The sequence below is a fragment of the Candidatus Hydrogenedentota bacterium genome, assembly GCA_019695095.1.
Lineage (GTDB): Bacteria > Hydrogenedentota > Hydrogenedentia > Hydrogenedentales > SLHB01 > JAIBAQ01.
This window is the reverse complement of the sequence record JAIBAQ010000002.1, coordinates 39,121-62,500: the sequence shown is the minus strand read 5'-3', so window position 1 is coordinate 62,500 and position 23,380 is coordinate 39,121. Positions and strand designations below refer to the sequence as shown.

Here is a 23,380-nt window from a genome sequence, read left to right as displayed (position 1 = left end):
CCAACTCTCGACTGGTCATGAGGAATCGCACATGAATTCGCGCGAACGAGTACTGGCATCGTTGAATCACCGCGAACCGGATCGGGTCGCTGTCGATCTTTCTGGGCACCGCTCAAGCGGTATTGCGGCTATTGCCTATGCGCGACTGCGCGATCACCTTGGTCTGCCGAAACGGCCGATACGTGTCTATGACCCGGTGCAGCAACTCGCCATCGTCGATGATGACGTGCTGACCCGATTCGGCATTGACACCATTGAGTTGGGCCGCGCATTTGCCCTGGATGACAAGGACTGGGCCGACTGGACATTGCCGGACGGCACACCGTGTCAGATGCCCGCGTGGGCCTTGCCGGAGCGCGACGGAGCCCGTTGGGTGATTCGCTCAACGAGCGGACGCGTGATTGCCCAGATGCCCGACGGCGCGTTGTACTTTGAACAGACACACTATCCTTACCTTGAGCACGAAGACATCGACAATATTCCTGGCGCAATGAGCGAGTGCATGTGGTGCGCTGTGGCGTCACCCCCGGGACCTCTCACGGCGGGTCCGGATGGGCTGCAACGGCTGGCTGAAGGAGCGAAGCGCCTCCGGGCATCGACGGACAAAGCGATCATTGGGTTATTCGGCGGAAACACGCTGGAGATGGGTCAGTTCTTCTGGCGAAACGATGGTTTCCTCATGATGCTGGCGGAAGATCCGGACAAAGTCCACGCTTTTCTGGATCGATTACTTGAGATTCATCTGGCAAATCTGGAGCGATTCCTGGGTGCAGTCGGTCCGTATATCGACGTCATTTTGTTTGGAGACGATCTGGGGTCGCAGGGCGGTCCGCAGATCTCGCCGGATATGTATCGCGAGTACTTCAAGCCGTGCCACAAAGCCATGTGGGGCCGCGCGAAGCAGCTTGCGGACGTGAAGGTGATGCTGCACTGCTGCGGCGGCGTGCGCGAATTGTTACCCGACCTCATCGATGCAGGTCTTGACGCCATCAATCCCGTTCAAATCTCGTGCGCAGGCATGAGCGCCGTTACAATCAAACGCGATTTTGGCAACGACATCACCTTTTGGGGCGGCGGCTGCGACACTCAACGCGTGCTGCCGAATGGGACACCGGACGAAGTGCGTCAACACGTAATTGAGCAAGTCCGCGCCTTGCGTCCGAACGGTGGGTTCGTATTCCAACAGGTACACAACATACTCGCCAATGTCCCTCCGGACAATATCGTTGCCATGTTCGACGCCATTCATACACGATGAGGCGACTATCGCGCCATTCAACCTAGTCCGCAATTTGCACCGGCGCGATTGAGCGCCGACGCAAATTGCTAACGTGCAAGACCTTGAGGTTATACCATGAGGATTTCTCGCGAACACACTCTGTTCTCGGAGAAACGCTATGTCTTTCGCCGCAAGCTCGCAAACACACTGGTTACGATAGGGGCTCAAGTGTGTTCGTGAGAAATCCGGACTAGAGGCCAGCAACGTTGCAAATCGCGGGCGATTTAACGTAAACAGTTGGCCAAGGGGAGTATTCTCTGTGCCAATCGTTCAATTAACACTTGCGGCAATCTCTGTCTTTGCCGCCTCCGACAGGACTGACATAATGGACATCAGCCGTAGTGCCGACTTCTGCATCATCGCGCTCGGGAAGAGCGAGCTTGCTCGCTTCAAAGCACCTTCAATTGCTGAAACCGCGCAACCTTCCGTAGAAATCACCGACGCCGGTGACGGATGGAAGCGCGTGCGGATCGCGTGGAATCTGAACGAGTCCGTACAACAGGATGAAGTCGCGGTTCCTTTTGACCTTGCTTTCAAACCCGATTTCTGGTGGGCCCCGCATCTGGCCCCGGAAGACGGGAATTGCATTGCCCAGCATGTGTTTCGCTCGCCTGCCCTGATAGCGTCTCAAGGCGCAGCAACACTTGTCATCGTGCCCGATCTGGAATTGTGCGGTGCTATAGAGTCGGCTCCTTGGTTTATGGATGTGGATGCGCCAAAAGCCAGACTTACACTGGGCATGTCTCTCACGGAACTGACAACGCATGTTCTCTACAAGAAAAAGGCAGGGATGACGCTGCCCTCTGGCAAACTCGAATTCGGCTTCTTGGCGCTGGCATACATGGACGATGATGTGCCTCGAAATCCATTTGGCCGCGTCTCCCGCATGCTATGGGATAGATATGGGTCTCCGCTCCTGGCCAAAGGAGAGCCGAGCACGGTTCCGATGGATCGCTTCGTAGAGCACACCTATAAGTGGGCATTCGACACGTGGCGCAATCCTGTGTGGCAGGAATTTGAAATCGACGGAAGGAAGGTTGGGTCACCGTGCTTTATCGTGAATGTCACGCAATCGCCCAACTTCAAAGGCGAACCTTCGTGGCGCGAAAATCTCTCCATTTGGAATCAAGCCTGGTTCGCTTCGTTGCGAGCGGCCGCTGGCGTGCTCCGCTATGCGCGGAGAACGCAAAACGCTGAACTCGAGCAGAAGGCCATGCTTACAAAGGAGTTTTCGTTGGCAGCGCCGCAGAGGGACGGCATATTCCCCGGCGTATACGCAGCCGACATGTACGAGGAAGAAGTCGGTGGGAAGAAGATCCAACGCACGAGAGGTTGGACTACCGGTCATTGGTCAAATTCGAACCGAGTGCCTTGGGAGCGCGGGGTAACACCGGATTGGTACCACGTACTCGATTCAAGTTGGACCTGTCTTCACATGCTGCGCTGGTATCGCGAGCTTGATGCCGATCCCCGTCTCTTGGCATACGCAAGCGCGTACGCAGACAAACTGCTTACCCTTCAGGATTCAGAAGGCTTCTTCCCCGCATGGCTCGAACCCAAGACGTTCGCCCCATCGCCCGTGCTTGCGCAATCACCCGAGACCAGCATGAGCGTTACATTCCTGCTGGAACTTGCGACCATTACCGGCGAAAAGAAGTATCACGATGCCGCTGTTCGCGCCATGGACGCGCTGCTGGTCGACGTGGTGCCCTCGGGTCGTTGGGAAGACTTCGAGACGTACTGGTCGTGTTGCGGATGGGGCAAAGAAGCGTACTACGGCAAGCGCATCGCGCGGAACGGCATGTACAAGCAATGCAATTTCTCCATGTTCTGGACTGCAGAAGCGTTGCTCGCCACCTACCGCGCCACGGGAGAGGCTCGATACCTCGATTGGGGCAGACGCGTGTTGGACGAACTCTCCATGACACAACAGTCGTGGCAACCTCCCTTCATCCACATTCCCGCATTGGGTGGATTCGGCGTCATGAACTGCGACGGCGAATGGAACGATGCGCGGCAAAGTCTCTTTGCCGAACTGTTCCTCGACTACTACAGGGAAATGGGCGAGGCACACCTGTTCGAGCGCGGCATAGCCGCACTGCGTTCCTCATTTGTCATGATGTACTGCCCTGAGAATCCACAACAGAAAGCGCTCTGGGAAAAGGTCTGGCCCTTCTTTGGCCCGGCGGACTACGGGTTCATGATGGAGAACTACGGACACGGCGGCGAGACCGACAAGGAAGGACTCGGCATCGGCGAGTTCACGATTTACACCTGGGGCAACGGAGCTGCATCGGAAGCGCGAAACCGCGTTCGCGATCACTACGGCGACGTGTTTATCGACCGCAAGCGCGGCCAGGCATTCGGTATCGATGGCGTACGCGTGGAGCCACGCGACGGTGGATATCGCATCACCGATGTTGCGAATTCACCGCGCGACGTCAGAGTCGTCTTTGAAGACGGCTCCAATCAGATCGTGAAGTTGGCGGGAACAGCAGACCTATAGCCGCCATTGGGCTGTGTGGATTGATACTGAACGAAGTGCGGCTTACGCCCCTTCCCACCAATCCTGAGTGTGTAGCGCCATTCGATAGGCCTGCAATCCGAGATAGCGGATCGGTTCGCCTGGAACGGCCATGGGGCGGCGATTCCAGAAGAACGGCTTATCGACTCCGGCGCCTGGGTCTGCCAATCCGGCGCGATTCAGAATATGCGGCGCAAGGATGACGCCTGCGTAGTTGCTGAGGGCGACGCCGTGTCCGGAGTATCCACATGCATGGTAGATGGTGTGTTTCTCGCCTCCCACGCCAAAGGTCGGAAACATGTCGAGAGTGACGCCCAGCACACCACCCCAACGGTGTGTAATCTTCACGTGATTCAGTTCGGGGAAATACGCTCGAAACCGCGCCTCAAGCCGCGCAAAACTTGGTGAATGAACATCATAGTAAGCGCCCTTGTAAAACAGCGATGCGTCTTCTCCACCGAACAGAATCCGATTGTCCGCTGTCAACCGGAAGTAATGGATGAAATTGCGCGCCGTCTCCAGGCTTGTGCGCTTCTCGGCCCAGCCAATTGCGTCAAGGTCTTTTTCCGTTAACGGTTCCGTAAGCACGATATAGGTGTGAACGGGTTGTATGCGCGACTCCATGAATCCCAGCGCGCCACCGTAGCCGTTCAAGGCCAGGACAACCTGCTTGGACTTGATGCTCCCGGCGGGCGTCCGCAACGTGATAGGGTCCCCGTCATTCAATTCCACCAGTGGGGTCTGTTCAAAGACCTGCACACCCAGATTGACTGCGACATCCAGCAGTCCGCGCGCAAGCTTCGCCGGGTTCACAATCGCGGGGTGCGGGTCGTATGCGCCACCGATGAATGCCTTACTCCCAATGTGCGCGCGAAGCGCAGCGCCCTCCAAATACTCGATATCGAAGCCAAGTCGCTTGCCCAGATCAGCCTCGTGCTTCACACGCTTCAAACGAGCGGGACACGTGGCCAACAGCAAATATCCGGTCTCTTCGAGGTCGCACGCGATATTGTGCCGTCGTATCGTCTTCTTGAAGTGGTTTACCGCCTCGTACATCAGCCGGTATGCTTCGGCCGCCTTCTGCTCTCCAAGCTGCCTAACCGCGTCGGTGAGGTCCCAACCAATAAGCGGCATCGCAAAACCGCCGTTGCGTCCGCTCGCACCGTGACCCGCAACCGAGCGTTCCAGAAGTGCCACACGCAGCATTGGAGCCGACTTCTTGAGTTCGCACGCGACCGCCAAGCCCGTGAATCCCCCTCCGACGATAGCGACGTCGCAATTGATGTCGGTTTGCAGGGAAGGCCGTGGAGTCACGCTGATGGTTTCCTGCCAAAAACTGACAGGACAGTACGTGCCAGTCTCGGTGACAGCTTCGGGGGTGCCTTTGAATGGGGTAGAGTTCAGAGCAAGGTGCATGAAAAGCCTCCGCGATGAGCCCCTATTTGCATCAAGCGCCAGCGCCGATTATACTACGCAATTGCGCTCTGGGCGTATTTCACGTTTTTCGTCATTTCTGATCACAGCTCTATGCACTATGCGGGAGGAATTGAGATGGACAAATCCCTGGCACGTCAACTTTCGGCCGATTCCGGTCAATGCATGGCCAAGGATTTGATCCCAAAACGTGCGTTCTTCGTCCGCGGCGTGGGCATCCACAAAGAGAAGCTGGCTTCGTTTGAAAGTGCCCTGCGCGATGCGGGTATCGAAAAATTCAACCTTGTATACGTCTCCAGTATCTTTCCGCCAAACTGCAAGATCGTCACGAAAAAAGAAGGTCTCAAGTACCTTTCCCCCGGCCAGATCGTGTTCTGCGTGATGTCCCGCTGCGACACTTGCGAACCTAATCGGTTGGTTGCCAGCGCGGTTGGACTTGCCGTACCGCAAAAGGAAGACCAATACGGATACATCAGCGAGCACCACGCGTACGGCCAGAAGAGCAGCATCGCGGGCGACTACGCCGAAGACCTCGCCGCGACCATGCTGGCTACTACCCTCGGTATCGAGTTTGACCCGGACCTTGCCTGGGACGAACGCAAACAGATCTATAAAGCGAGCGGTCACATCTTCAAAACGCGCAATATTTGCCAATCCGCTGAAGGGAACAAGGATGGCCTTTGGACAACAGTCCTCACGGCTGTCGTTTTCGTTGTGTAGCACAACGACTGAATTCCAGGCCTCAATTCTGTGCCCTATCGGGCAAAGGTTGAGGCCTTATTCTTTTTCCGGCCTGGCTTCACCAATCGCAAATGCCGGATTTGCAGGGCCTTATCCCGAGAGCAAATTACGCCGGTGCTCAGTTGCGCCAGTGTGAATTGCGGACTATGATGACGCTCTTGGGACCGCGCCAACCTCAACAAGATGTAGGAGAACGCCCTTTATGTCCATTCAGAAGGCTCGCTTCGCAGTTCCGCTCGTGATCGCCGCGCTCCTTGCGTTTGTCAGTCCGGCCTCATTGGCTCAGAATGCGGAACAAGGCTCGAAGATTGCCCCGGAAGCCAAGAAAGTAATCGATGCCTTGGGCGAATACTACAAAGGCCTGAAGTCATTCACCGTGGATGAGACGACAGAAATGGTGATGGAAGCTCAAGGCATGAAGCAAACCATGAACTCCGACTACGCCGTCGCCATCGAGCGCCCGAATAAGGTCTCGCGCATCCTGAAAGAAGGTATGATGGGTGCCACGATCGTGTCGGACGGCAAGACGCTCTACACGTATCTGCCAATGTTCAAGAAATACACCCAAGAAGACGCGCCAGAAACGGCATTCGACGCAGTCGCAGGGGAGGCCGCGATGTTTTCGGGGCAGTTCTCCATCCTCTCCGCCTCTCTCGTGTCGGACGATCCCTCGGCCGCAATACTGGAAGGGGTCAACGAGGCAACTCTGGTTGGGGTAGAGGACGTCGAGGGGGTCAAATGCAGCCACATCAAGTTGATCCAGGAAGAGATTGATATCGATATGTATGTGCAAACGGGCGATAAACCCCTTCTAATCAAGATCGTGCCCGATATGGCGAAAGCCCTCGCAACCGCCGGCGATCGCATGCCCGTTAAAGACATGAAGATGAGTGTCAACGTGCGATACGCCAATTGGACTGTCAACGAACCCATCCCCGCCGAAAAGTTCTCGTTCACACCTCCCGAAGGCGCGGCAAAAGCCGATTCGCTCATGGCAATGCTGGGCCGTGAAGAACAAGAAGAAAGCCCGCTGCTCGGGAAACCCGCCCCCGCGTTCTCCTTGGATCTCATCGACGGAGGAAAGGCCGAGTTGGCGCCGCACAAAGACAAGAAGGTGGTCGTCCTCGACTTCTGGGCCACGTGGTGCGGGCCGTGCAAAAAAGCTCTGCCCACGATTATCAAGGTGACCGACGAATACAAGGACAAGGGAGTAGTCTTCTATGCGATGAACCAGCGAGAAGATGCCGACACGATTAAGACTTTCCTCACCGAGTCCGAGCTTGCCTGTCCCGTGGCTCTCGACAAGGATGGCTCGGTCGGCGATTTGTTTGGAGTCAGCGGCATCCCGCAGACGGTTATCATCGGCAAAGACGGCAGCGTGCAGTCGGTGCACGTTGGACTGATACCCAACCTTGAGCAGACTCTGCGCAAAGAACTGGATACGCTTCTGTCAGGCAAGAATCTCGTTGAAGCCCCAACAGAAGGCGAAGGCGCCGCGCCCAAGGAAGGCGCCCCCAAAGCGTAGGTGCCCCCAATCGGAAGTCACACGAAAGGCCCTCGCGCCAGTCCGGTGCGAGGGCCTGATTATTGGATCGGATTGTGGACTACTTGTTGAGCGCGGCGGCCCGGCGCTGAAGCGTCGACTTCTTGCGCGCACCCGAGTTCGCGTGAATTACGCCCTTCGTAACCGCTTTGTCGATTTCCGTCAACGCGACCGGTAACGTCTTGCTAACGCGATCCTTGTCCTTAGCGTCGATAGCAGTCATCGCATCTTTGACGAACGTCTTCATGCGCGACTTCACCGCAACGTTCTTCTCGCGGTTGCGCTCATTTGTGATGTCGCGGGCTTTGGCCGTCTTCGTATTCGGCATGTCAGAATATCTCCATATGGCATAGAAATCTGGGATTCAAGAGGAAATAGATTAGCAGACAACCCCCTCCAACTTCAAACCGCTTGTCGCCCAGGGTGTATGAGGGCACCTTTACTGGCTGATTTCACCCTGGCGAGCGTGTTGAGCGCTAGTCTCCGTTACGCTACCATTGAATACGTATGCGTGGCTTCAGCGACGGCGGGCTGCTTATATCACGACTCCATAAGGGGCTGTCTTCAAATGACTTCTGCCGAAGATGATTCGACCGAGAGAGCAGCACCCTCCAACCAGACGGCCGAGGAACCTCACGTACGCGCTATTCGCGGCGATTTGTTCTGTCTGCTTGCAGGTGCACTCGTGGCATTTTCTGCAGTAAGTTGCACCACATACTCGCAAATGTTCCGACACGGACCTTCGGGTGTACGTGACTACCGCATCTTCAATAGCAAGACCATCAAGTGCGGCCCTGCGCCATTCCAATTCGCGACTTCTAGCCAAGTTGCCACTGTTCCCGCTCGCGTGTCTTTTGGAGACAAGAAAGACGCTGACCTTGATGATGTGCTCGAACGATCGAATTCCCTGGCGTTCCTGGTTGTACACAACGGGCAAATCGTGCTTGAGCGCTACTTTGCCGGGCACTCTCGCGACTCCATCTCGTTAGCCTTCTCCATGTCGAAGTCGGTAGTGTCGATCTTAGTCGGTTGCGCTATCGACGATGGACTGATTGGTTCTATCGACGACCCTGTTACCAAATACGTCCCAGAACTTGCCGGCCGCGGATTCGAGCAAGTTACTCTGAAACATCTGCTACAAATGACCAGCGGTCTTGACTACGTGGAGGCCGACAACCCGTTCGGACTGCATTCCAGGTTGTACTATTGCGAATCGTGCATTCAGGATAGCGTTTCGCATTTCCGTCTTGCGGAGACTCCAGGAACGCGTTTCATCTACAAAAGTGGCGACAACATTCTCCTCGCGGCCGTCCTCCGCCGCGCATTAAAGACGGAGAACATTTCGGCATACCTTGAACGCCGGGTGTGGAAACCGGTGCACATGGAACATGACGCGCTCTGGATTACCGATGGGGATGTGGAAAAGACGTGGTGCGGTTTGGCTGCCACCGCTCGCGACTTCGCCAAACTCGGCATGCTCTACCTGATGGACGGGGAATGGGAAGGTCAACGTATTGTGAGCGCCGACTGGGTTCAGCACGCCCGGAGCATCGATGAGTCTGACGGAGCGTCATGGGAATACCAATTCCAGTGGTGGAGACCGTTTCGCGACCGAACTCACTTCATGATGGCCGGCCATTTAGGTCAATACGTCTACGTGAACCCCGATACCAACACGGTCGTCGTGCGTCTTGGCCTCAATACCGGAGGCATGAATTTTGAGACCTGGCAATCCTTGTTGGCAGCAGTCAGCGACGGAGTCCACTGATCAGACAAAGCTTGAGTAATTGCGATTCGGATCGTCCGGATTGCCGGTTCCCCCCTCGCACTTCTTCCTCCAAGTGAGGACCGCATTGACACCGCGCCCGCAAAGGTCATACGCTTTGAGGCTGGTTCCGCACGGTGGAGTATAGGCCATGGTAAAAATGATGAACGTCCGGAGGAAATTGGGTCCGGGCGTAGAGTTCTTTTGCGAGTCATTTCACGCGCCGGAAGGTTCTCGGGTGGCGCTTTGGGGGCCGAGCGGGTGTGGTAAGAGCACCATGCTCAACCTAATCAGCGGGCTGTTGCGTCCCGATTCCGGACAAGTCACAGTAGACGGCGTCGAGATAAGCGCATTGAGTGAAGGCAAGCTTGATCGGTTCCGCGGCGAACGACTTGGGTTCGTCTTTCAGACCTTCAACCTCCTCGGACCCTTCACAGCACTTCAGAACGTCATGTTGGGGATGCGCTTCAGCGACACGCGCCCTTCGGCGGAATGGCGAAAGCACGCCAAGGAACTGCTCCAACGCGTCGGCTTGGGCAACCGCTTGAACAGCCGTCCGGCGACGATGAGCGTCGGGGAGCGCCAACGGGTGGCCATCGCGCGGGCATTGGCCAACAAGCAACGGCTCGTTGTCGCTGACGAACCAACAGGCAGTCTCGATCCCAAGACTGCAAAATCGATCATGGACCTTCTGTTGGAGCTGTGCACAGAAGAGAAGCTGACCCTGCTTCTCGTCACTCACGACGAGGGAATTGCCAGCCGTCTACCTGAACGGTTCGACTGCACCGGCTTGGTGAAGGAGGTCGAATCATGACCGTGTGGCACATCGCCTGGAATTACCTTTGGAGCCGCAAACTCACCACATTTCTGACCATTCTCTCCGTTGCTCTGGGCGTAGGATTGATTACGTCCGTACTCCTCATGCGCGACGAGACAGAGCGCCGGTTCGTTGAGGAAGGCCAGGCTTTCGACGTGGCCATTGGCGCGGTAGGCAGCACACAGCAACTGGTGCTGAGCTCGGTGTATTTCATCGGCCAGCCCGCCGGCAATATCCCGTACAGCATCTACGAGAAAGTGAAGAAAGACGAGGAAGTCGTCGCGGCATTTCCCATCGGAATGGGGGACTCCTATAGAGGATTTCGTATCGTCGGCACAAACAGGGAGTTGATGGAGTTCGACTGGACGAACCGGATCACGGGAGAGGAGCGCAACACGTATAAACTCGCCGAAGGACGCTATTTTGAAAAGCCGTTCGAAGCCGTTATTGGCAGCACAGTGGCCAAAGAACTTGGACTCAAAGTGGGCGACACATTCGCGAGCACGCACGGGCTCATGGAAGTTCAAGGCGTTGAGCACCACAAGGATACGCCATACACAGTCGTTGGAATACTGGTCCCTTCGGGTACTCCGAACGACCGCATACTGTTTACTCAGTTGGATTCAATTTGGCATGCCCACGAGCATGAGTACGGGACATCCTCGTTAACGGGTTCCACGCCGACCGGACTGAACGGCGCGGAAGCTGGCCACGAAGAGGAAGCTGCCCCCCCTGCTGATGAGTACGCGGAAGGCCAGCATGTGGGGGAAGAACATCACGATCACGAAACGACGGCCGTGTTGATTGTCCTGGACAGTCCCGGCCAGCGCCTTCAGTTCATCCCGCGTATTATGCGGGAGAACCCCGGTGTGGTTGCCGCCGACCCGATTCGCGAAGTGCAACGCCTCTATGAACAACTCCTGGGCACGGCCCGCCAAGTCCTTCTGGCTATTGGATATCTGGTGGCGGTGATCTCGTCGATCTCCATCCTGATCGGCCTGTACCTCGCCATTGTCCAGCGGCGGCGAGATCTGGCCATCATGCGCGCCTTGGGCGCATCGTCCGGAGAAGTCTTCGGGGCTGTACTCATTGAGGCATTTTGGGTTACTCTTATGGGGATTGGCGCAGGTTGGGTAGTCGGCACGGGCCTCACCTATGGCTTGGGCATGTACCTTACCGAACGTATCGGATTCGCCGTGTCGGCCTTCCGTCCCAGCCCTGACATGATTACGGCCTATTCGGTTGTTTTACTTATGGGCATGTTGGCCGGAATTCTTCCGGCTTGGCAAGCTTATCGAACCGATATTACGCGAGGACTCGCGGAATTATGATAAACTGATAACGGTGCATTCTTTTTATCTTGGAGGTATCTATCCTTGAGACGCCGAGTTATTCGAGATTTGGGGACCCTTCTTGGGATCGTAGTCGTCCTCGCCGGTGTGGTGGGCATCAACATTTACATGCGCCTGGGAACTCTGCAAGAGAAGTTCGACCGGATTCGCCGCGCGGAAGAAGCCAAGCAGATTCAGCAAGGGAGAAATCTCCTCGACTGGGAGTTGCTTCGGCTCACAAAGGGAAAATTGGGCAAGGACACCAAGTTTCCTGAGGATTTGAAGCCCAAGAACGGCACAACAGTCAACCTGATCGGCTTTATGACTCCGATTGACCAGTTCCGCGACGCCGAATACTTCATGCTGCTTCCGCTGCCGATTCAGTGCTATTTCTGCGAAGCGCCTCCGATGCGCGACGTCATGCTCGTCCGAATGGCGGAAGGCCATAAGGTCAATCTAGTGGAGGAGCCCGTTCTCATCACCGGAGAGCTGGTTCTCAATGAAGGGTCGGCGGACGTCTTTCCGGAAAAGTTCTACTACAAGCTGACCAATGCTACGTTCAACACAAAAGACAAGAACCTGACTCCGAAAAACATCAGGAAACAAGATCGTCAAGAAGGCGCAAAGCAGGGCGGCCAATTGTTGCAGGGCGGCGAACACATCCCCAACTCAGTACCCGAGGAAGAACTTCTGAAGGGTATTGACGCTCCTTCAGCGTCGGAAGCGCCTAAGCAGTCACCCAGCTAGTCCGAATCGGTGGCGGCATGCCACGTTGTGGTGTGCAGTTTCACCCCAACTCAAATGTAGTGACGCCGAACACACGCCCAACGGGAACGTTGGGCGTTTCTCCTTTATACATCCTTGCAGTCTCGAAGCATTGGGCTAGCCCGTGGCGCTTCGCAAGCGCGGCAGCTTCGGCATTCGCTTCCGGCACGTCCAGATACACAGCGGCTCCAGGCACCTTGGAAGCCAGTGCGCGATACAGGCAGTCTGCGGCGTCGGCACTGTCCGCAAATAGCGGTCCAATCTTGTATCCCGTCTGACACGGCCTGAGCACGCCATATCCGATGAGCTCGCCGTCCGAACCGAGGATTCCGTAACCCATACCTTCCGGTTGAGACAGCCATGCCCTCAGAAAAGCTGTGCGATAGGTTCCAAAGCATACCGAGTCATATCGCTCCACAACCCCGAAGGCGATATCGGCAATAGGAGTCACCCCCGATGGCATTTCTCCCCCACCGACGCCTTGAAAACGAATATTTCGATATGCCAAGACAAAACCTGACTTCATGTAGTTCTGCTGTTGCGCCACAACACCGTCCAGCCCGGCCGACTTCACACTCTCCAATTGTCGAACAGCCGCCTCAAAAAGGGGCAGTCCATATCCTCTCCCCCTGAACTCCGCTTTCACGACATAGAAGCCCAGGAACCCGAAATCCTTTCCGTACCTCACGGCAGAGACGGAAGCAATGACCTCTCCTCCGAGGCGTCCCACGAGAAACCCTTCGAGATCCGCCGCGTGGAAACAGTCCGCATCGTGCTTACCCGGGTTCCACCCTTCGCCTGCTGCAAAGGCCACCGCGATATCGACTTCTTCGCGCGACGCGGTCGAAATGGTGTAGTCGCTCACAGATTCTCCCTCCTCCACGTTGTGCGAAACGTAGTATAGGCGCAAGTGACGAAAGCCACAAAAGCTCGATTCAGCAGACTCGGTGCTAATCAGAGAGAACTCGTCGCTTTCTCTCCGCCATCTTTCACTGCTATCCTTTCACGTATGGCACATACGCACCGATTCTATATTGGAGACAGCCTTCCACATGACCAAGGGTCTGCTCTGCTCGAGGGAGACGAGGCTCATCATGCATTGCATGTTGTACGAGCGCGTGTGAGTGACGAAGTAGCCTTGTTCGACGGCAAGGGGCACGAATGGCTTGGTATCGTCGCCTCGTTGGGGCGTCATGAAGTGCACATCGACATCCGGGATTATCGCGAGGTGCAGCCGCCTGCAACGCGAGTAACGCTGCTGCAGGCCACGCTTAACAACCAGAAAGCCATGGAAGAACTCATCCGGCGCTGCACGGAAGTGGGTGTCACACGATTCGTCTTCTTCCCCGCGCGACATTCGGAACGGCGTCCCATGCGGGCAGACAAGTGGGAACGCATCGCGATTGAGGCCTGCAAACAATGCGGCCGCCTTTGGCTGCCTGCATTTCAAGAGTCCAACGACTTGGAGGCCGCACTCTCTGTTACTCGCGGTTTGCTCTATGTCGCGACACAACAAGGCGATGCGACTCCCCTAATCCTCCCGCAGGGAGTCAAAGAGGTCACGTTACTTGTCGGACCGGAAGGCGATTTCGCCGACAACGAAATCCATGCCATCCTGTCCAAAGGCGCGTTGCCTATGTCGCTGGGGGAGGCCACCTATCGTTCGGAAGTGGCCGCTTTCCTTGCGGCCGCTCTGGTGCTCTATGAGCTCGGCGGTCTTGGGCCGCGTAGCGCCGCATCCAAATCTGCGTCCAATTGCACGCCGCCGCAGCCGTAAGGTACGCTCACAGCCAGGACGCATTGAAGAAAGGTATCTGCTCATGGAAATCGATTGCCTATTCTGCAAGATCGCGGCTAAGGCTATCCCTTCGACGGAAGTCTACTCGGACAATGAGTTTTACGCATTCCGGGACATCAATCCAGGTGCACCAACGCACATCCTGATCGTTCCGAGAAAGCACATTGAGAAAGTGACGGATGTGCAGCCCGAAGACGCCGTCCTTCTAGGAAAACTGGTACTCAAAGCAAATGAGATTGCCGAGAAAGAAGGGCTGACGAAAGACGGATTCCGGTATGTCATCAATTGCGGTAGGCGCGGCGGTCAGACCATTTGGCACGTGCACCTGCACATTCTTGGTGGACGCGACCTGGCATGGCCCCCGGGGTGAGGATGTCCGAGACTACGAATTCTGAACCACAGCTAACGGGGTTATTAGCGGTATGCGATTGATTGATGCGGAGACACGGCTGTGCGCGGTTATTGGCAATCCGGTGGCGCATTCCTTGTCCCCACACATGCACAATGCGGCCTTTGAGGCGGCGGGGCTCAATTACGTCTACTTGGCATTTCGCGTTGAAGACGTCGGCGGGTGCGTTGAAGGTATGCGTGCGCTTCCAAGCTTTCGCGGAATGAGCGTGACGATTCCACACAAAATTGCGGTCATGCACCACCTCGACGAAGTGGAACCCATGGCGCAACATGTGGGCAGCGTGAACACGATCACCAACGACAACGGACGTTTGGTTGGGTCCACAACAGATGGTCCGGGGACGCTGCGGGCGTTTCTCGACGCCAGCGTAGACCTAAATGGAAAGAAAGTGCTGTTTGTTGGGTCGGGAGGGGCCGTGCGTGCCGTGGCGTTCGCGATTGCCGAGCTTACGCACGCAGACCACGTCACTATACTCGGCCGGACGCCCGAGCGTGTATCGCGCCTGGTTTCTGACCTTCGGGACGCATCGGGAAAGAGCATTGCCGCTGGCGGCCTGGATACCGACCTCGCCGAAGCGATGCGTACGCATGACGTTGTCATTCAAGGCACGCCCATCGGCATGCACCCCCACGAAGACGCCTCCCCCATCCCCCGGGAATGGCTTCGGGACTGCCAAGTGGTCTTCGACATGGTATATCGCCCGCACAAGACCTTGCTGCTGCGAGATGCCGAAGCTGTGGGGTGCAAGATCATCGTCGGGATAGAAATGCTCATCAACCAGGCTGTATTGCAGTTCGAGCGCTGGACAGGCGTGGACGCCCCCTACTCCGCCATGCGTGACGCGGCCCTGCGAGCACTTAGTCCAGCCGGGTCATGATTTGGCTTCTGGCCGCTACGCGTCGTTCTCCTCAATGGCGTGATGCGTAACGCTGTAGATTTCCTCTATGGACATCGACCTTGCACGCTGGACGCGTTCAAGACGCTTCTGGAACTGGCTCATGGCGTAGTCGGTAAAGTGATTTATCTCTAGACCGAATGGAATAGGGTCGTACGAGCCGAGCGACTCGTAGATCATCCCCAAGGCGGGTTCAACCAGTTCGTTCATGGTCGCTTCCACGACCTCCCATAGCGTCTCGTCCTCGGCCATGAGTCTCGATAAAAGAAAGATACCGTAAGCGATGTGCCGCGCTTCATCCTGCTTGAGCAAGGAAATGCCCTTGCGTTGTCCCGGAAGGATGTTGTGCTTGTCGAGGACGGTGAAGTAGGCATGATACCCAGTTTCGGCCAGCATACCTTCAATCACCATGTTGTAGGTTGCCGATGCCTTGGCCAGTGCGCGCGGCGAAGGATCGCACGACAACGCATGCATGGTGGCAGGCAACACATCATAGAAGAGATGGTGATAGCAGGGACCGTGAAATCGTCCCAAATCCGTGTCATGTCCCACGACTTCCGTAATGAACCGCCGGAAAAAGTCCGTGTGCTTGGCCTCTTCAAATAGAAATGTCGTCAAGAATATTTCCTCTTCGAGCCGGCCTTCCTTGGCAATAACCGAGATGAGTGGCAATAAGTCGAGTGTTACCGCCTCTTCTCCTGCCTGAAACATCGAGGTCAGATGCAGAATCAATGACTGCTCGTCACGCGACAATTTGAGCCAGTCGGCTTTGTCCTGGCTGAAATCAATGTCGCTGGGATTCCAAATACCGAGTCTCTTAGCCTTCTCATAGAGGGTCATTGGAGGAATGTCTCTGCGAAGTCCGAGGGTCGTAGTTGTGAATGAAGTATGCGACATGTCACCAGCTCCTTGAACGCCAGAATGTCTTTTCAGAACGGTACAACCGGTCCGAATTCGACATGGTTGCCTTGCACTTCTTTGATGCTACGAGCGGTGGAGAATTGACTCAATTCCGCAGCTTTACGCTTTGGTAATCTATCACCAGACCAGGGGCATAATACAAATTAAACTGAATATTGTCAATGAGTTACGAATAATCAAACACTCCACCTAATCTCATATTCCCGACAGTCAGGCGGTCATATTCCTGGAGGAAAAAAAGGGGAGACAAACGCTCCTCGATATGCTAGGATGACCTCCGAGTGTAGAGAGGCTGCGTTCGGGTTTATTGCCGTCGGGGCAGGCCCGTTGACAAGCCCACTCCTCGCTCGGAGCAAGTTGAAAGGCATTGGTTCGCGGCGCCGCCATTCCCGCCGTTGGGCCAGGTGCAATGTCTTTCCGCGCATAGCGCGCTTGCTTCGGACAATTGAGGAAGGACGGTGCTGGGAAGCGTATCTGCCATCCTGAAGTGCCTCCTACGCGTTTCCTCCTTTTGGAGACAGATGACCTTCGCAAGTGGAGCCTGCCCCGACGTGCAACCGAAATAGCATCTCGTTCCATTCGATTCCTTCCCATTCTTCCCTTGATCAGTCTTCTTCGTAACTTTCAACTCTTGCTCGAGTCCATCCATCTTTTGGCAATTCGCGCGTGTAGACTCACGACACCCAACATGTGAATGTGCAGATAACCATTTGTGGCACTGCAAGTTATGAGCATCGCGAGGATTGCGGGGCAATTGAGGTAGAAGGATTGCCTGATAGGATCCAACAAAAAGAAAAGGGCAGCCTCGTCAATGAGACCGCCCTTCGAAAAGTACCTTCAGTTACTTACGCGTTTGCCAACACATCCGCGATGGCCGTGCAGAGTTGATCCATGTTGTCAGGAGTCATTCCCGCGACATTGATGCGGCCCGACCCGACGATGTAAATGCCATATTTCTCCTTGAGCTTGTCGACGTGCGCCTTGGTAAGCCCGGAGAATGAGAACATGCCCTTCTGCCGAATCAGGAATGAGAAGTCCTCTTTGACGCCTTTGGCCTTCAGGGTATCGACAAAAAGCACGCGCATGCCATGAATACGTTCGCGCATGGCCTTTACCTCTCCCTCCCATTCGGCGCGCAGATCGGGATCGTTGAGAATCGTTGTGACGATACTTGAGCCGTGGGCGGGCGGATTTGAGTAGTTGGTGCGGATGCAGCGCTTCACGTGGCTAAGCGCCTTCTCGGCGGCTTCGGCAGTGTCTGCCACCAGCGTCATTGCACCTACTCGCTCGTTGTAAAGTCCAAAGTTCTTGGAAAAGGACGAGCAGATGAGGGCTTCCGGAAGCGCTGCGCACATTGCACGCACCCCTAAGCAGTCCTCATCAATGCCGTCGGCCAGACCCTGATAGGCGAAATCAATGAGCGGAATCCACTTCTGGGCCTTCGCCACGTCCGTGATTGCCTTCCACTGGGCAGCATCGGGATCGAGACCCGTGGGATTGTGGCAACAACCGTGAAGCAGGACGAAGTCGCCCTCGGGCACGGTCTTCAACGCCGCAAGCATGGCATCAAAATCGAGGGACTTGTTCTTGGCGTCGTAGTAGGGATAGTTCTTCACGGCCAGCCCCGCTGCCTGGAAGATACTGGGGTGGTTGGGCCACGTGGGATCACTGAGCCAGACCGTAGCTTTCGGAGCCATTACCGCGATGACGTCTGCCGCCAGCCGCAAACCGCCTGTCCCACCCGGCGTGTGGGCGCTGGCAGCACGCTTCTGCTTAATAATCGGATTATCCGCCCCAAAAAGAAGACTCTGCACTGCCGCACAGTACTCAGCGGTGCCGCTGTTCGGGTTCACGTAATTCTTCGTGGATTCTTCCGTGAGAATCCGCATTTCAGCGCGTTTCACGGACTGGAATACGGGCGTGTTCCCCTTCGCGTCTTTGTACACGCCGATACCCAAGTTGATCTTTCCGGGATTGGTGTCCTTCTTGAACGCTTCCGCAAGTCCAAGAATGGGATCGGGGGGGGCCATTTCCAGTGTGTTGAACAGCATAATCCTCTACGAAGCTCCCTTGGTTGACTGCCTGCCCGAGGCGAAATACGCCTTGTGAACTATACGGGATATGCACACGCTTTACCTGCTCGAAAGCAGGAGCAGTGCGCCACCGCTGCGTGCGAATCGGGAGATTATACGGCTTGAGACACGGGCAAAGGCAAACCGGCCGTATAAACGAAGTGAAGACCATGAGCATCTTTTATAGTAGAGGCTAACGGGATTCCCTGTGCTAATATTGCGTGGAGTGGGGTGTCGCTCACGAAGAGCGTTAGCGGGGGAAGACTCCCGGGAGGCATAGCATGCACTTGGCCATGTGGCATCTTTGGATTATCTTGGGACTGGTGTTGCTCATCACCGAGATATTTACCACCGGATTCCTTGTGTCTCTGTTCGGCGTGGCGTGTGCCGTTCCGGCGGTCCTTTCTGTTTCAGGAGTCGGGCTCGCGGGACAACTCCTGGGCTTTGTCGTGGCCTCGGCGGTGCTGCTCTTCGCGGTCCGCCCTATATGCGTGCGGCTACTGCACAGAGAAGGCGATGCGTCTCAGACAAATGTGGATGGGTTGGTGGGGCGTGAGGGCGTGGTTGTCGAAGCCATTTCGTCCTCAGCGCACACGGGTCGGGTAAAGATTGGCGGCGAAGATTGGAAGGCCGTCAGTCCGTTCACCGATGAGGTACCTCTGGGCGCGCGGGTCTGCGTGCGCGCGATTACCGGTTGCACCGTGGAAGTGGATCGAGTCCGTTAGTCCGGATTTCTCACGAACACACTTGAACCCCTCTCGTAAACAGTGTGTTTGCGAGACTTGCGGCGAAAAACATAGCAAATCTCCGAGAACAGAGTGTGCTCGCGAGAAATCCTCATGGCATAACCTCAATGTCTTGCAAGGTCGCAATTTGCACCGGCGCTCAATCGCGCCGGTGCAAATTGCGGACTAGAAAGGGATCAGGCAGATGGAAGGGTTGATCGTAATTCTCATCGTCGTTGCATTCGCAGTGATTCTGTTCGCCGCAAAGGGCCTCAAGATCATTCAGCAAGCCGAAACCATGGTCATCGAACGCCTGGGGCGGTACAACCGGACCTTGAAATCCGGCGTGAACATCATCTGGCCGTTCTTCGACAAGCCCCGTTCCATCGAATGGAAATACGTGCGAATCGACATCGACGGGAAGCCCATAGTCCGGTGCGAGACCATTGCGCGGCTCGATCTCAGGGAAACCCTCTACGACTTCCCGAAGCAGAACGTCATCACCAAGGATAACGTGGTCATCGAAATCAACGCGATGCTGTATTTCCAGATTACAGACCCGGTGAAAGCGGTGTATGAACTGGCCAATCTTCCCAACGCCATCGAAAAACTGACGCAGACTACGCTGCGTAACGTCATCGGCGAGATGGATCTGGATGAGACGTTAAGCTCACGGGACACCATCAACAGCAAGCTCCGGGCTATCCTCGACGATGCCACTGACAAGTGGGGCGTAAAGATCAATCGCGTTGAACTTCAAGACATCATCCCTCCGGCGGACGTGAAAGGGGCCATGGAAAAGCAGATGCGCGCGGAGCGCGATCGGCGCGCAGCCATCCTTGATGCCGAAGGAGCGAAGCAGTCTAAGATCCTGGAAGCCGAGGGTATCAGGCAAGCGGAAATTACGAAAGCAGAAGGCGCTCAGCAGGCGCTGGTACTGGAGGCGCAGGGTGCAGCCGAAGCGCGCATCAAAGTGGCTCAGGCCGAGGCCGAAGCGCTACAAAAAGTGACGGCAGCCATCAAGGACAGCGGAGGCGATCCGGCTGGCTACCTCGTTGCGATGCGATATATCGAGACCTTGCGCGAGATGGTTTCCGGCAAAGACAACAAAGTCGTGTATCTGCCCTACGAAGCCACGGCCATTCTCGGTTCGTTGGGTGGAATCAAGAACCTCCTGGAGAACACCAGCAATCCAAAACCGGAGTAGTAATCCCGTCTACCCTTAATCCGCAATTTGCACCGGCGCGATTGAGCGCCGGTGCAAATTGCTCGCGTGCAGGACTTGGAGGTCATGCCATGAGGATTTCTCGCGAACACACTCTGTTTTCGGAGAGCCGCTTAGGTTTGCGCCGCAAGTCCGGCAAGCATCCTGGTTACGGGAGAGGTTCATGTGTGTTCGTGAGAAATCCTGGTTAGAAGACGACTGCTTCGACAGGGAGGAAGTCATGGCACAGACGGTGTTTTACAGACTGTTTGGCTTGGGAGGACTCTCGCGGCAAAGGCGAAAGGACTATGAGTCTGAGGGTGTCGTGTACCTCGACGAGGGGATCTGGTACTCGATCAAGTTTCAGCGATTCAGAGCGCCGGGGATTTGGATCCACTGGAAAAAGAAGCTCTGTGCGGGCTCTGTGGTCTTCACTCGCAAGCGGTTAATCATACTTAGCGCGTTCTCGCTCTTGACGATTGTAGAGATCCCTCTGAACAACCCGCTCGACAAAGGTCTCCGAATTGAAGTGGATGGGAAAAGGGTCCGCATGGAATTTGATGCGGAGGACTTCCTGCCGCGAGCGACAGGACATGTTACCGTCAAGTTTTCGTCTGCTGAAGCAACGCACCTTTTTGCCTCTCTTCAAAAGGAGGCGAACTCAAAATCCTGACTCGATTTGCGCGCACAGTAGTCACCGCGCGCGGGCACGGAGAACATTCGTGCGGCGAAACGCTATAATCGCGGCATGAATAACGCAAGCACTCCTCAATCCAACGTGCGCAGCCGTGCCGGCGCGGTCGCGCTTTCCTGTATCGTCTTCGTATCCGGCGGCGCCGTAATGGTCTACGAATTCATCGCGGTACGCATCCTGCAGCGTTTCTATGGAAGTTCTCTGGATGTTTGGGCAGCCGAAATATCCGTCTGTCTGGCAGGTCTCGCCATTGGCTATTCACTCGGCGGCTTCTTCGCAGACCGCTATCGCTCGTGGACGCCACTGGGTGCCATGCTTGCCATGGCCGGCCTCTCTGCCGTCTTCATGGAGGCATTGGTCAAGGTTGCCGTGGACATTGTTCCGCAGCAGGAGATGGTCCAATGGTGGGAACCCTTGGTGGGGGCTGGCTTCTCGACCTTTTTGCCCATTCTCGCCCTTGGAACCGTTATGCCACAATGCATTCGCCTCTATGTTCGCGACCTGGAACACGTGGGGTCGGGCGCGGGACGCGTCGCCGCGCTTTCCACTGTCGGAAGCATTGTGGGTGTCCTGCTAACCGTAAGGGTGTTTCTCATGTGGGGAGTGATTGAGTCGCTGTATGCAATTTCGGGTCTGCTGGTGATCATGGGAGTCATGATTATCGGGATAGGCGGCGTAGCCAAAGCTCGTGCGCGCCGTGTTGCATCGCTCGGAATCTTGACTCTCGTCACGGGCTTGGCACACGCCGACGTCATCTATGAGAACTACACGGCGTATCATCACATTCTCGTGAAAGACAACCCCGACCGGCGCATCTTATACTTCGACAGCGATGCGCAATCGGCGATGTCGCTCAAAGATCCAACCGCGGGAGGATTCGAATACACACAGTTCTTCCACACCGTGATGCTGCTCGATCCGAGTATTGAAAACGTGTTGTTTGTAGGACTGGGCGGTGGCACCGGCCCCAAGTCGTATCTTGCCACGTATCCAAACGTGAAGATCGATGTGGCGGAAATCGACCCGGAGGTCGTGAAAGTCGCAAAGAAATACTTCCAAGTACCGGACGACCCGCGGCTTCATATCGTAACGTCCGATGGCCGTACGTACCTGCAACGATCAAAGAAGGTTTACGGCGCCATCCTGATGGATGCGTACGGTTCTGGCCGTAATGGAGCCTATATCCCGCCGCACCTCGCGACCCAGGAGTTCTTCAAAGCGGCATACGACCGCCTATCCAACGGCGGCGTGCTCTTCTATAACGTGATGGGGGTGCCGGGCGGTCTCAACGATGACGTGGTCCATGGGATGCTGGTTACTCTTGAAAGTGTCTTCCAGATGGTGTACGCCTTCGAAGCGGAATCCAGTTCGAACACCGTCTTTGTGGCTCAGAAGATTGTGGCAACGGAACTGGACGCAAACGGTGTGCGCGACGGTAAGGCTTGGCCAGAAGGTCCGTGGTTTGCACACCCGCTCGACAACACGGGGTTTGCGCAACTGGTAGACAACTTGCGCAAAGCAGGGAGAAAGGTCCCTGCGGACCTCGAACACCGCCTGTCGCAGGTATCTTCCGTGCTCGCGAAACCCCGCAACGGAAAACTCTTCACCGACAACAACGCCACGCTGGACCTCGCCCCAGGCAGCCGGTAATGAGTTCAGCCTGCCTGGACGAAATGCGCACTCTCGTCTTCGACCTGGATGACACATTGGTTGTGGAGGAGCAATCTGCCGAAGCCGCATTCCGTGCGACGTGCGCTCTCGCACACAAACGCGCAGAGGTCAATCCTGAGACGTTGCACAAGAGCATCCGTCAATGCTGCCGAGAGTTGTGGCATCAATCGCCGGCTCGCAGTTATTGCATAGATGTGGGGATCAGCTCATGGGAAGGCTTGTGGGCAGAGTTTCACGGAGACAGCGAATCCTTGCGAACTCTGTCTGAATGGAAACAGACGTACCGCCAGCAGTCATGGCTCGGTGCTCTTCAACGTTGTGGAGTCCCTCGGAACGATGCGCTGGCCACAGAGTTGGCAGAAACGTTTGTGCGCGAGAGACGGCGCAGGCACGTTGTCTATCCAGACGTCCTGCCTACGCTGCAGTCTTTGAAGCAGAGGTACCGGCTAGGTCTGCTAACCAATGGAGCGCCTGACCTTCAGAAAGCCAAATTGGAGAACTCGGGGCTTGCCCCCATGTTTGATGCAACCTTGATTTCAGGTGATATTGGAATAGGCAAACCTAACGTACGTGTGTTCGAACTCATCCTGGATCAACTTGGCGGCAGAACAGCCACGTCAGTGATGATTGGAAACAGTCTGAAATCGGATGTATTACCTGCCATGCGAATGGGCATGAAAGGTATCTGGCTCAATAGAGAAAGGACCGTCCGTGATGACTCAATTGCTCCCCACATCGAGGTGAATTCCTTGGTCGAGCTAAGAGCACTACTTGAGACGTAATTAGGAC

At 55.9% G+C, this 23,380-nt stretch carries 21 protein-coding genes; 16 read left to right on the top strand and 5 right to left on the bottom strand.

The window, feature by feature from the left end; all coding sequences use genetic code 11:
• Nucleotides 1-31: 31 nt before the first annotated feature.
• Complete coding sequence (locus K1Y02_00690) at nt 32-1,258, top strand: methyltransferase (protein MBX7254845.1); 1,227 nt, start codon at nt 32-34, stop codon at nt 1,256-1,258.
• A 280-nt stretch (nt 1,259-1,538) separates the two neighbouring features.
• Nucleotides 1,539-3,785 (top strand): hypothetical protein, encoded by a 2,247-nt coding sequence (locus tag K1Y02_00685; protein ID MBX7254844.1) that lies wholly within the window; start codon nt 1,539-1,541, stop codon nt 3,783-3,785.
• Between the two features lie 42 nt (nt 3,786-3,827).
• Here the strand turns inward: K1Y02_00685 and K1Y02_00680 are convergent, their stop codons facing one another.
• A complete protein-coding gene (locus tag K1Y02_00680; GenBank protein MBX7254843.1) occupies nt 3,828-5,219 on the bottom strand; it encodes an FAD-binding oxidoreductase in 1,392 nt (463 codons plus the stop codon).
• Nucleotides 5,220-5,414: 195 nt separating this feature from the next.
• Between K1Y02_00680 and K1Y02_00675 the strand changes: the two genes are divergently transcribed.
• Nucleotides 5,415-5,957, top strand: a complete 543-nt coding sequence (locus tag K1Y02_00675; protein ID MBX7254842.1) for an arginine decarboxylase, pyruvoyl-dependent — start codon at nt 5,415-5,417, stop codon at nt 5,955-5,957.
• Nucleotides 5,958-6,180: 223 nt separating this feature from the next.
• Nucleotides 6,181-7,503: a DUF2092 domain-containing protein gene (locus K1Y02_00670; protein MBX7254841.1), complete on the top strand. Its 1,323-nt coding sequence runs from the start codon at nt 6,181-6,183 to the stop codon at nt 7,501-7,503.
• A 79-nt stretch (nt 7,504-7,582) separates the two neighbouring features.
• Here K1Y02_00670 and rpsT read toward each other — a convergent pair whose 3' ends face one another.
• Nucleotides 7,583-7,849 (bottom strand): 30S ribosomal protein S20, encoded by a 267-nt coding sequence (gene rpsT, locus K1Y02_00665; GenBank protein ID MBX7254840.1) that lies wholly within the window; start codon nt 7,847-7,849, stop codon nt 7,583-7,585.
• A 240-nt stretch (nt 7,850-8,089) separates the two neighbouring features.
• Here rpsT and K1Y02_00660 point away from each other — a divergent pair, with 240 nt between their 5' ends.
• The 4 genes from K1Y02_00660 to K1Y02_00645 all read left to right on the top strand — a co-directional run bounded on the left by K1Y02_00660 (nt 8,090) and on the right by K1Y02_00645 (nt 12,181).
• A complete protein-coding gene (locus tag K1Y02_00660) occupies nt 8,090-9,289 on the top strand; it encodes a beta-lactamase family protein (GenBank protein MBX7254839.1) in 1,200 nt (399 codons plus the stop codon).
• Nucleotides 9,290-9,437: 148 nt separating this feature from the next.
• Nucleotides 9,438-10,100 (top strand): ABC transporter ATP-binding protein, encoded by a 663-nt coding sequence (locus K1Y02_00655; GenBank protein MBX7254838.1) that lies wholly within the window; start codon nt 9,438-9,440, stop codon nt 10,098-10,100.
• Nucleotides 10,097-11,434, top strand: a complete 1,338-nt coding sequence (locus K1Y02_00650; protein ID MBX7254837.1) for an ABC transporter permease — start codon at nt 10,097-10,099, stop codon at nt 11,432-11,434. Before K1Y02_00655 ends, K1Y02_00650 begins: the two co-directional genes overlap by 4 nt.
• 45 nt (nt 11,435-11,479) lie before the next feature.
• A complete protein-coding gene (locus tag K1Y02_00645) occupies nt 11,480-12,181 on the top strand; it encodes a DUF3299 domain-containing protein (GenBank protein ID MBX7254836.1) in 702 nt (233 codons plus the stop codon).
• 40 nt (nt 12,182-12,221) lie between these two features.
• Here K1Y02_00645 and K1Y02_00640 read toward each other — a convergent pair whose 3' ends face one another.
• Complete coding sequence (locus tag K1Y02_00640) at nt 12,222-13,064, bottom strand: GNAT family N-acetyltransferase (protein MBX7254835.1); 843 nt, start codon at nt 13,062-13,064, stop codon at nt 12,222-12,224.
• Nucleotides 13,065-13,298: 234 nt separating this feature from the next.
• Between K1Y02_00640 and K1Y02_00635 the strand changes: the two genes are divergently transcribed.
• Genes K1Y02_00635 through K1Y02_00625 form a run of 3 tightly spaced genes read left to right on the top strand, consistent with a single transcriptional unit; the run spans nt 13,299 to nt 15,286 of the window.
• Nucleotides 13,299-13,976, top strand: a complete 678-nt coding sequence (locus tag K1Y02_00635) for a 16S rRNA (uracil(1498)-N(3))-methyltransferase (GenBank protein MBX7254834.1) — start codon at nt 13,299-13,301, stop codon at nt 13,974-13,976.
• A gap of 43 nt (nt 13,977-14,019) precedes the next feature.
• Entirely contained in the window at nt 14,020-14,367 is a 348-nt protein-coding gene (locus K1Y02_00630) for a histidine triad nucleotide-binding protein (GenBank protein MBX7254833.1), read from the top strand.
• 52 nt (nt 14,368-14,419) lie between these two features.
• Nucleotides 14,420-15,286, top strand: a complete 867-nt coding sequence (locus K1Y02_00625; protein ID MBX7254832.1) for a shikimate dehydrogenase — start codon at nt 14,420-14,422, stop codon at nt 15,284-15,286.
• Between the two features lie 15 nt (nt 15,287-15,301).
• Here K1Y02_00625 and K1Y02_00620 read toward each other — a convergent pair whose 3' ends face one another.
• On the bottom strand, nt 15,302-16,201 hold the full coding sequence (locus tag K1Y02_00620; GenBank protein ID MBX7254831.1) for a R2-like ligand-binding oxidase: 900 nt from the start codon (nt 16,199-16,201) through the stop codon (nt 15,302-15,304).
• Between the two features lie 869 nt (nt 16,202-17,070).
• On the bottom strand, nt 17,071-18,276 hold the full coding sequence (locus K1Y02_00615; GenBank protein ID MBX7254830.1) for an aspartate/tyrosine/aromatic aminotransferase: 1,206 nt from the start codon (nt 18,274-18,276) through the stop codon (nt 17,071-17,073).
• A 302-nt stretch (nt 18,277-18,578) separates the two neighbouring features.
• Between K1Y02_00615 and K1Y02_00610 the strand changes: the two genes are divergently transcribed.
• The 5 genes from K1Y02_00610 (at nt 18,579) to K1Y02_00590 (ending at nt 23,373) form a co-directional block, all read left to right on the top strand.
• Nucleotides 18,579-19,022, top strand: coding sequence for an NfeD family protein (locus K1Y02_00610; GenBank protein ID MBX7254829.1), 444 nt, complete (start codon nt 18,579-18,581; stop codon nt 19,020-19,022).
• Between the two features lie 205 nt (nt 19,023-19,227).
• Nucleotides 19,228-20,229 carry an SPFH/Band 7/PHB domain protein gene (locus K1Y02_00605; protein ID MBX7254828.1) on the top strand — a complete coding sequence of 334 codons (1,002 nt, stop codon included), beginning with the start codon at nt 19,228-19,230 and terminating at the stop codon, nt 20,227-20,229.
• Nucleotides 20,230-20,410: 181 nt separating this feature from the next.
• Nucleotides 20,411-20,899, top strand: coding sequence for a hypothetical protein (locus tag K1Y02_00600; protein ID MBX7254827.1), 489 nt, complete (start codon nt 20,411-20,413; stop codon nt 20,897-20,899).
• A gap of 75 nt (nt 20,900-20,974) precedes the next feature.
• The gene (locus tag K1Y02_00595; protein MBX7254826.1) at nt 20,975-22,570 is read left to right on the top strand and encodes a fused MFS/spermidine synthase; all 1,596 of its coding nucleotides are present in this window, start codon (nt 20,975-20,977) and stop codon (nt 22,568-22,570) included.
• Nucleotides 22,570-23,373 (top strand): HAD family hydrolase, encoded by an 804-nt coding sequence (locus K1Y02_00590; protein ID MBX7254825.1) that lies wholly within the window; start codon nt 22,570-22,572, stop codon nt 23,371-23,373. The genes K1Y02_00595 and K1Y02_00590 overlap by 1 nt, the downstream gene beginning before the upstream one ends.
• Nucleotides 23,374-23,380 lie beyond the last annotated feature (7 nt).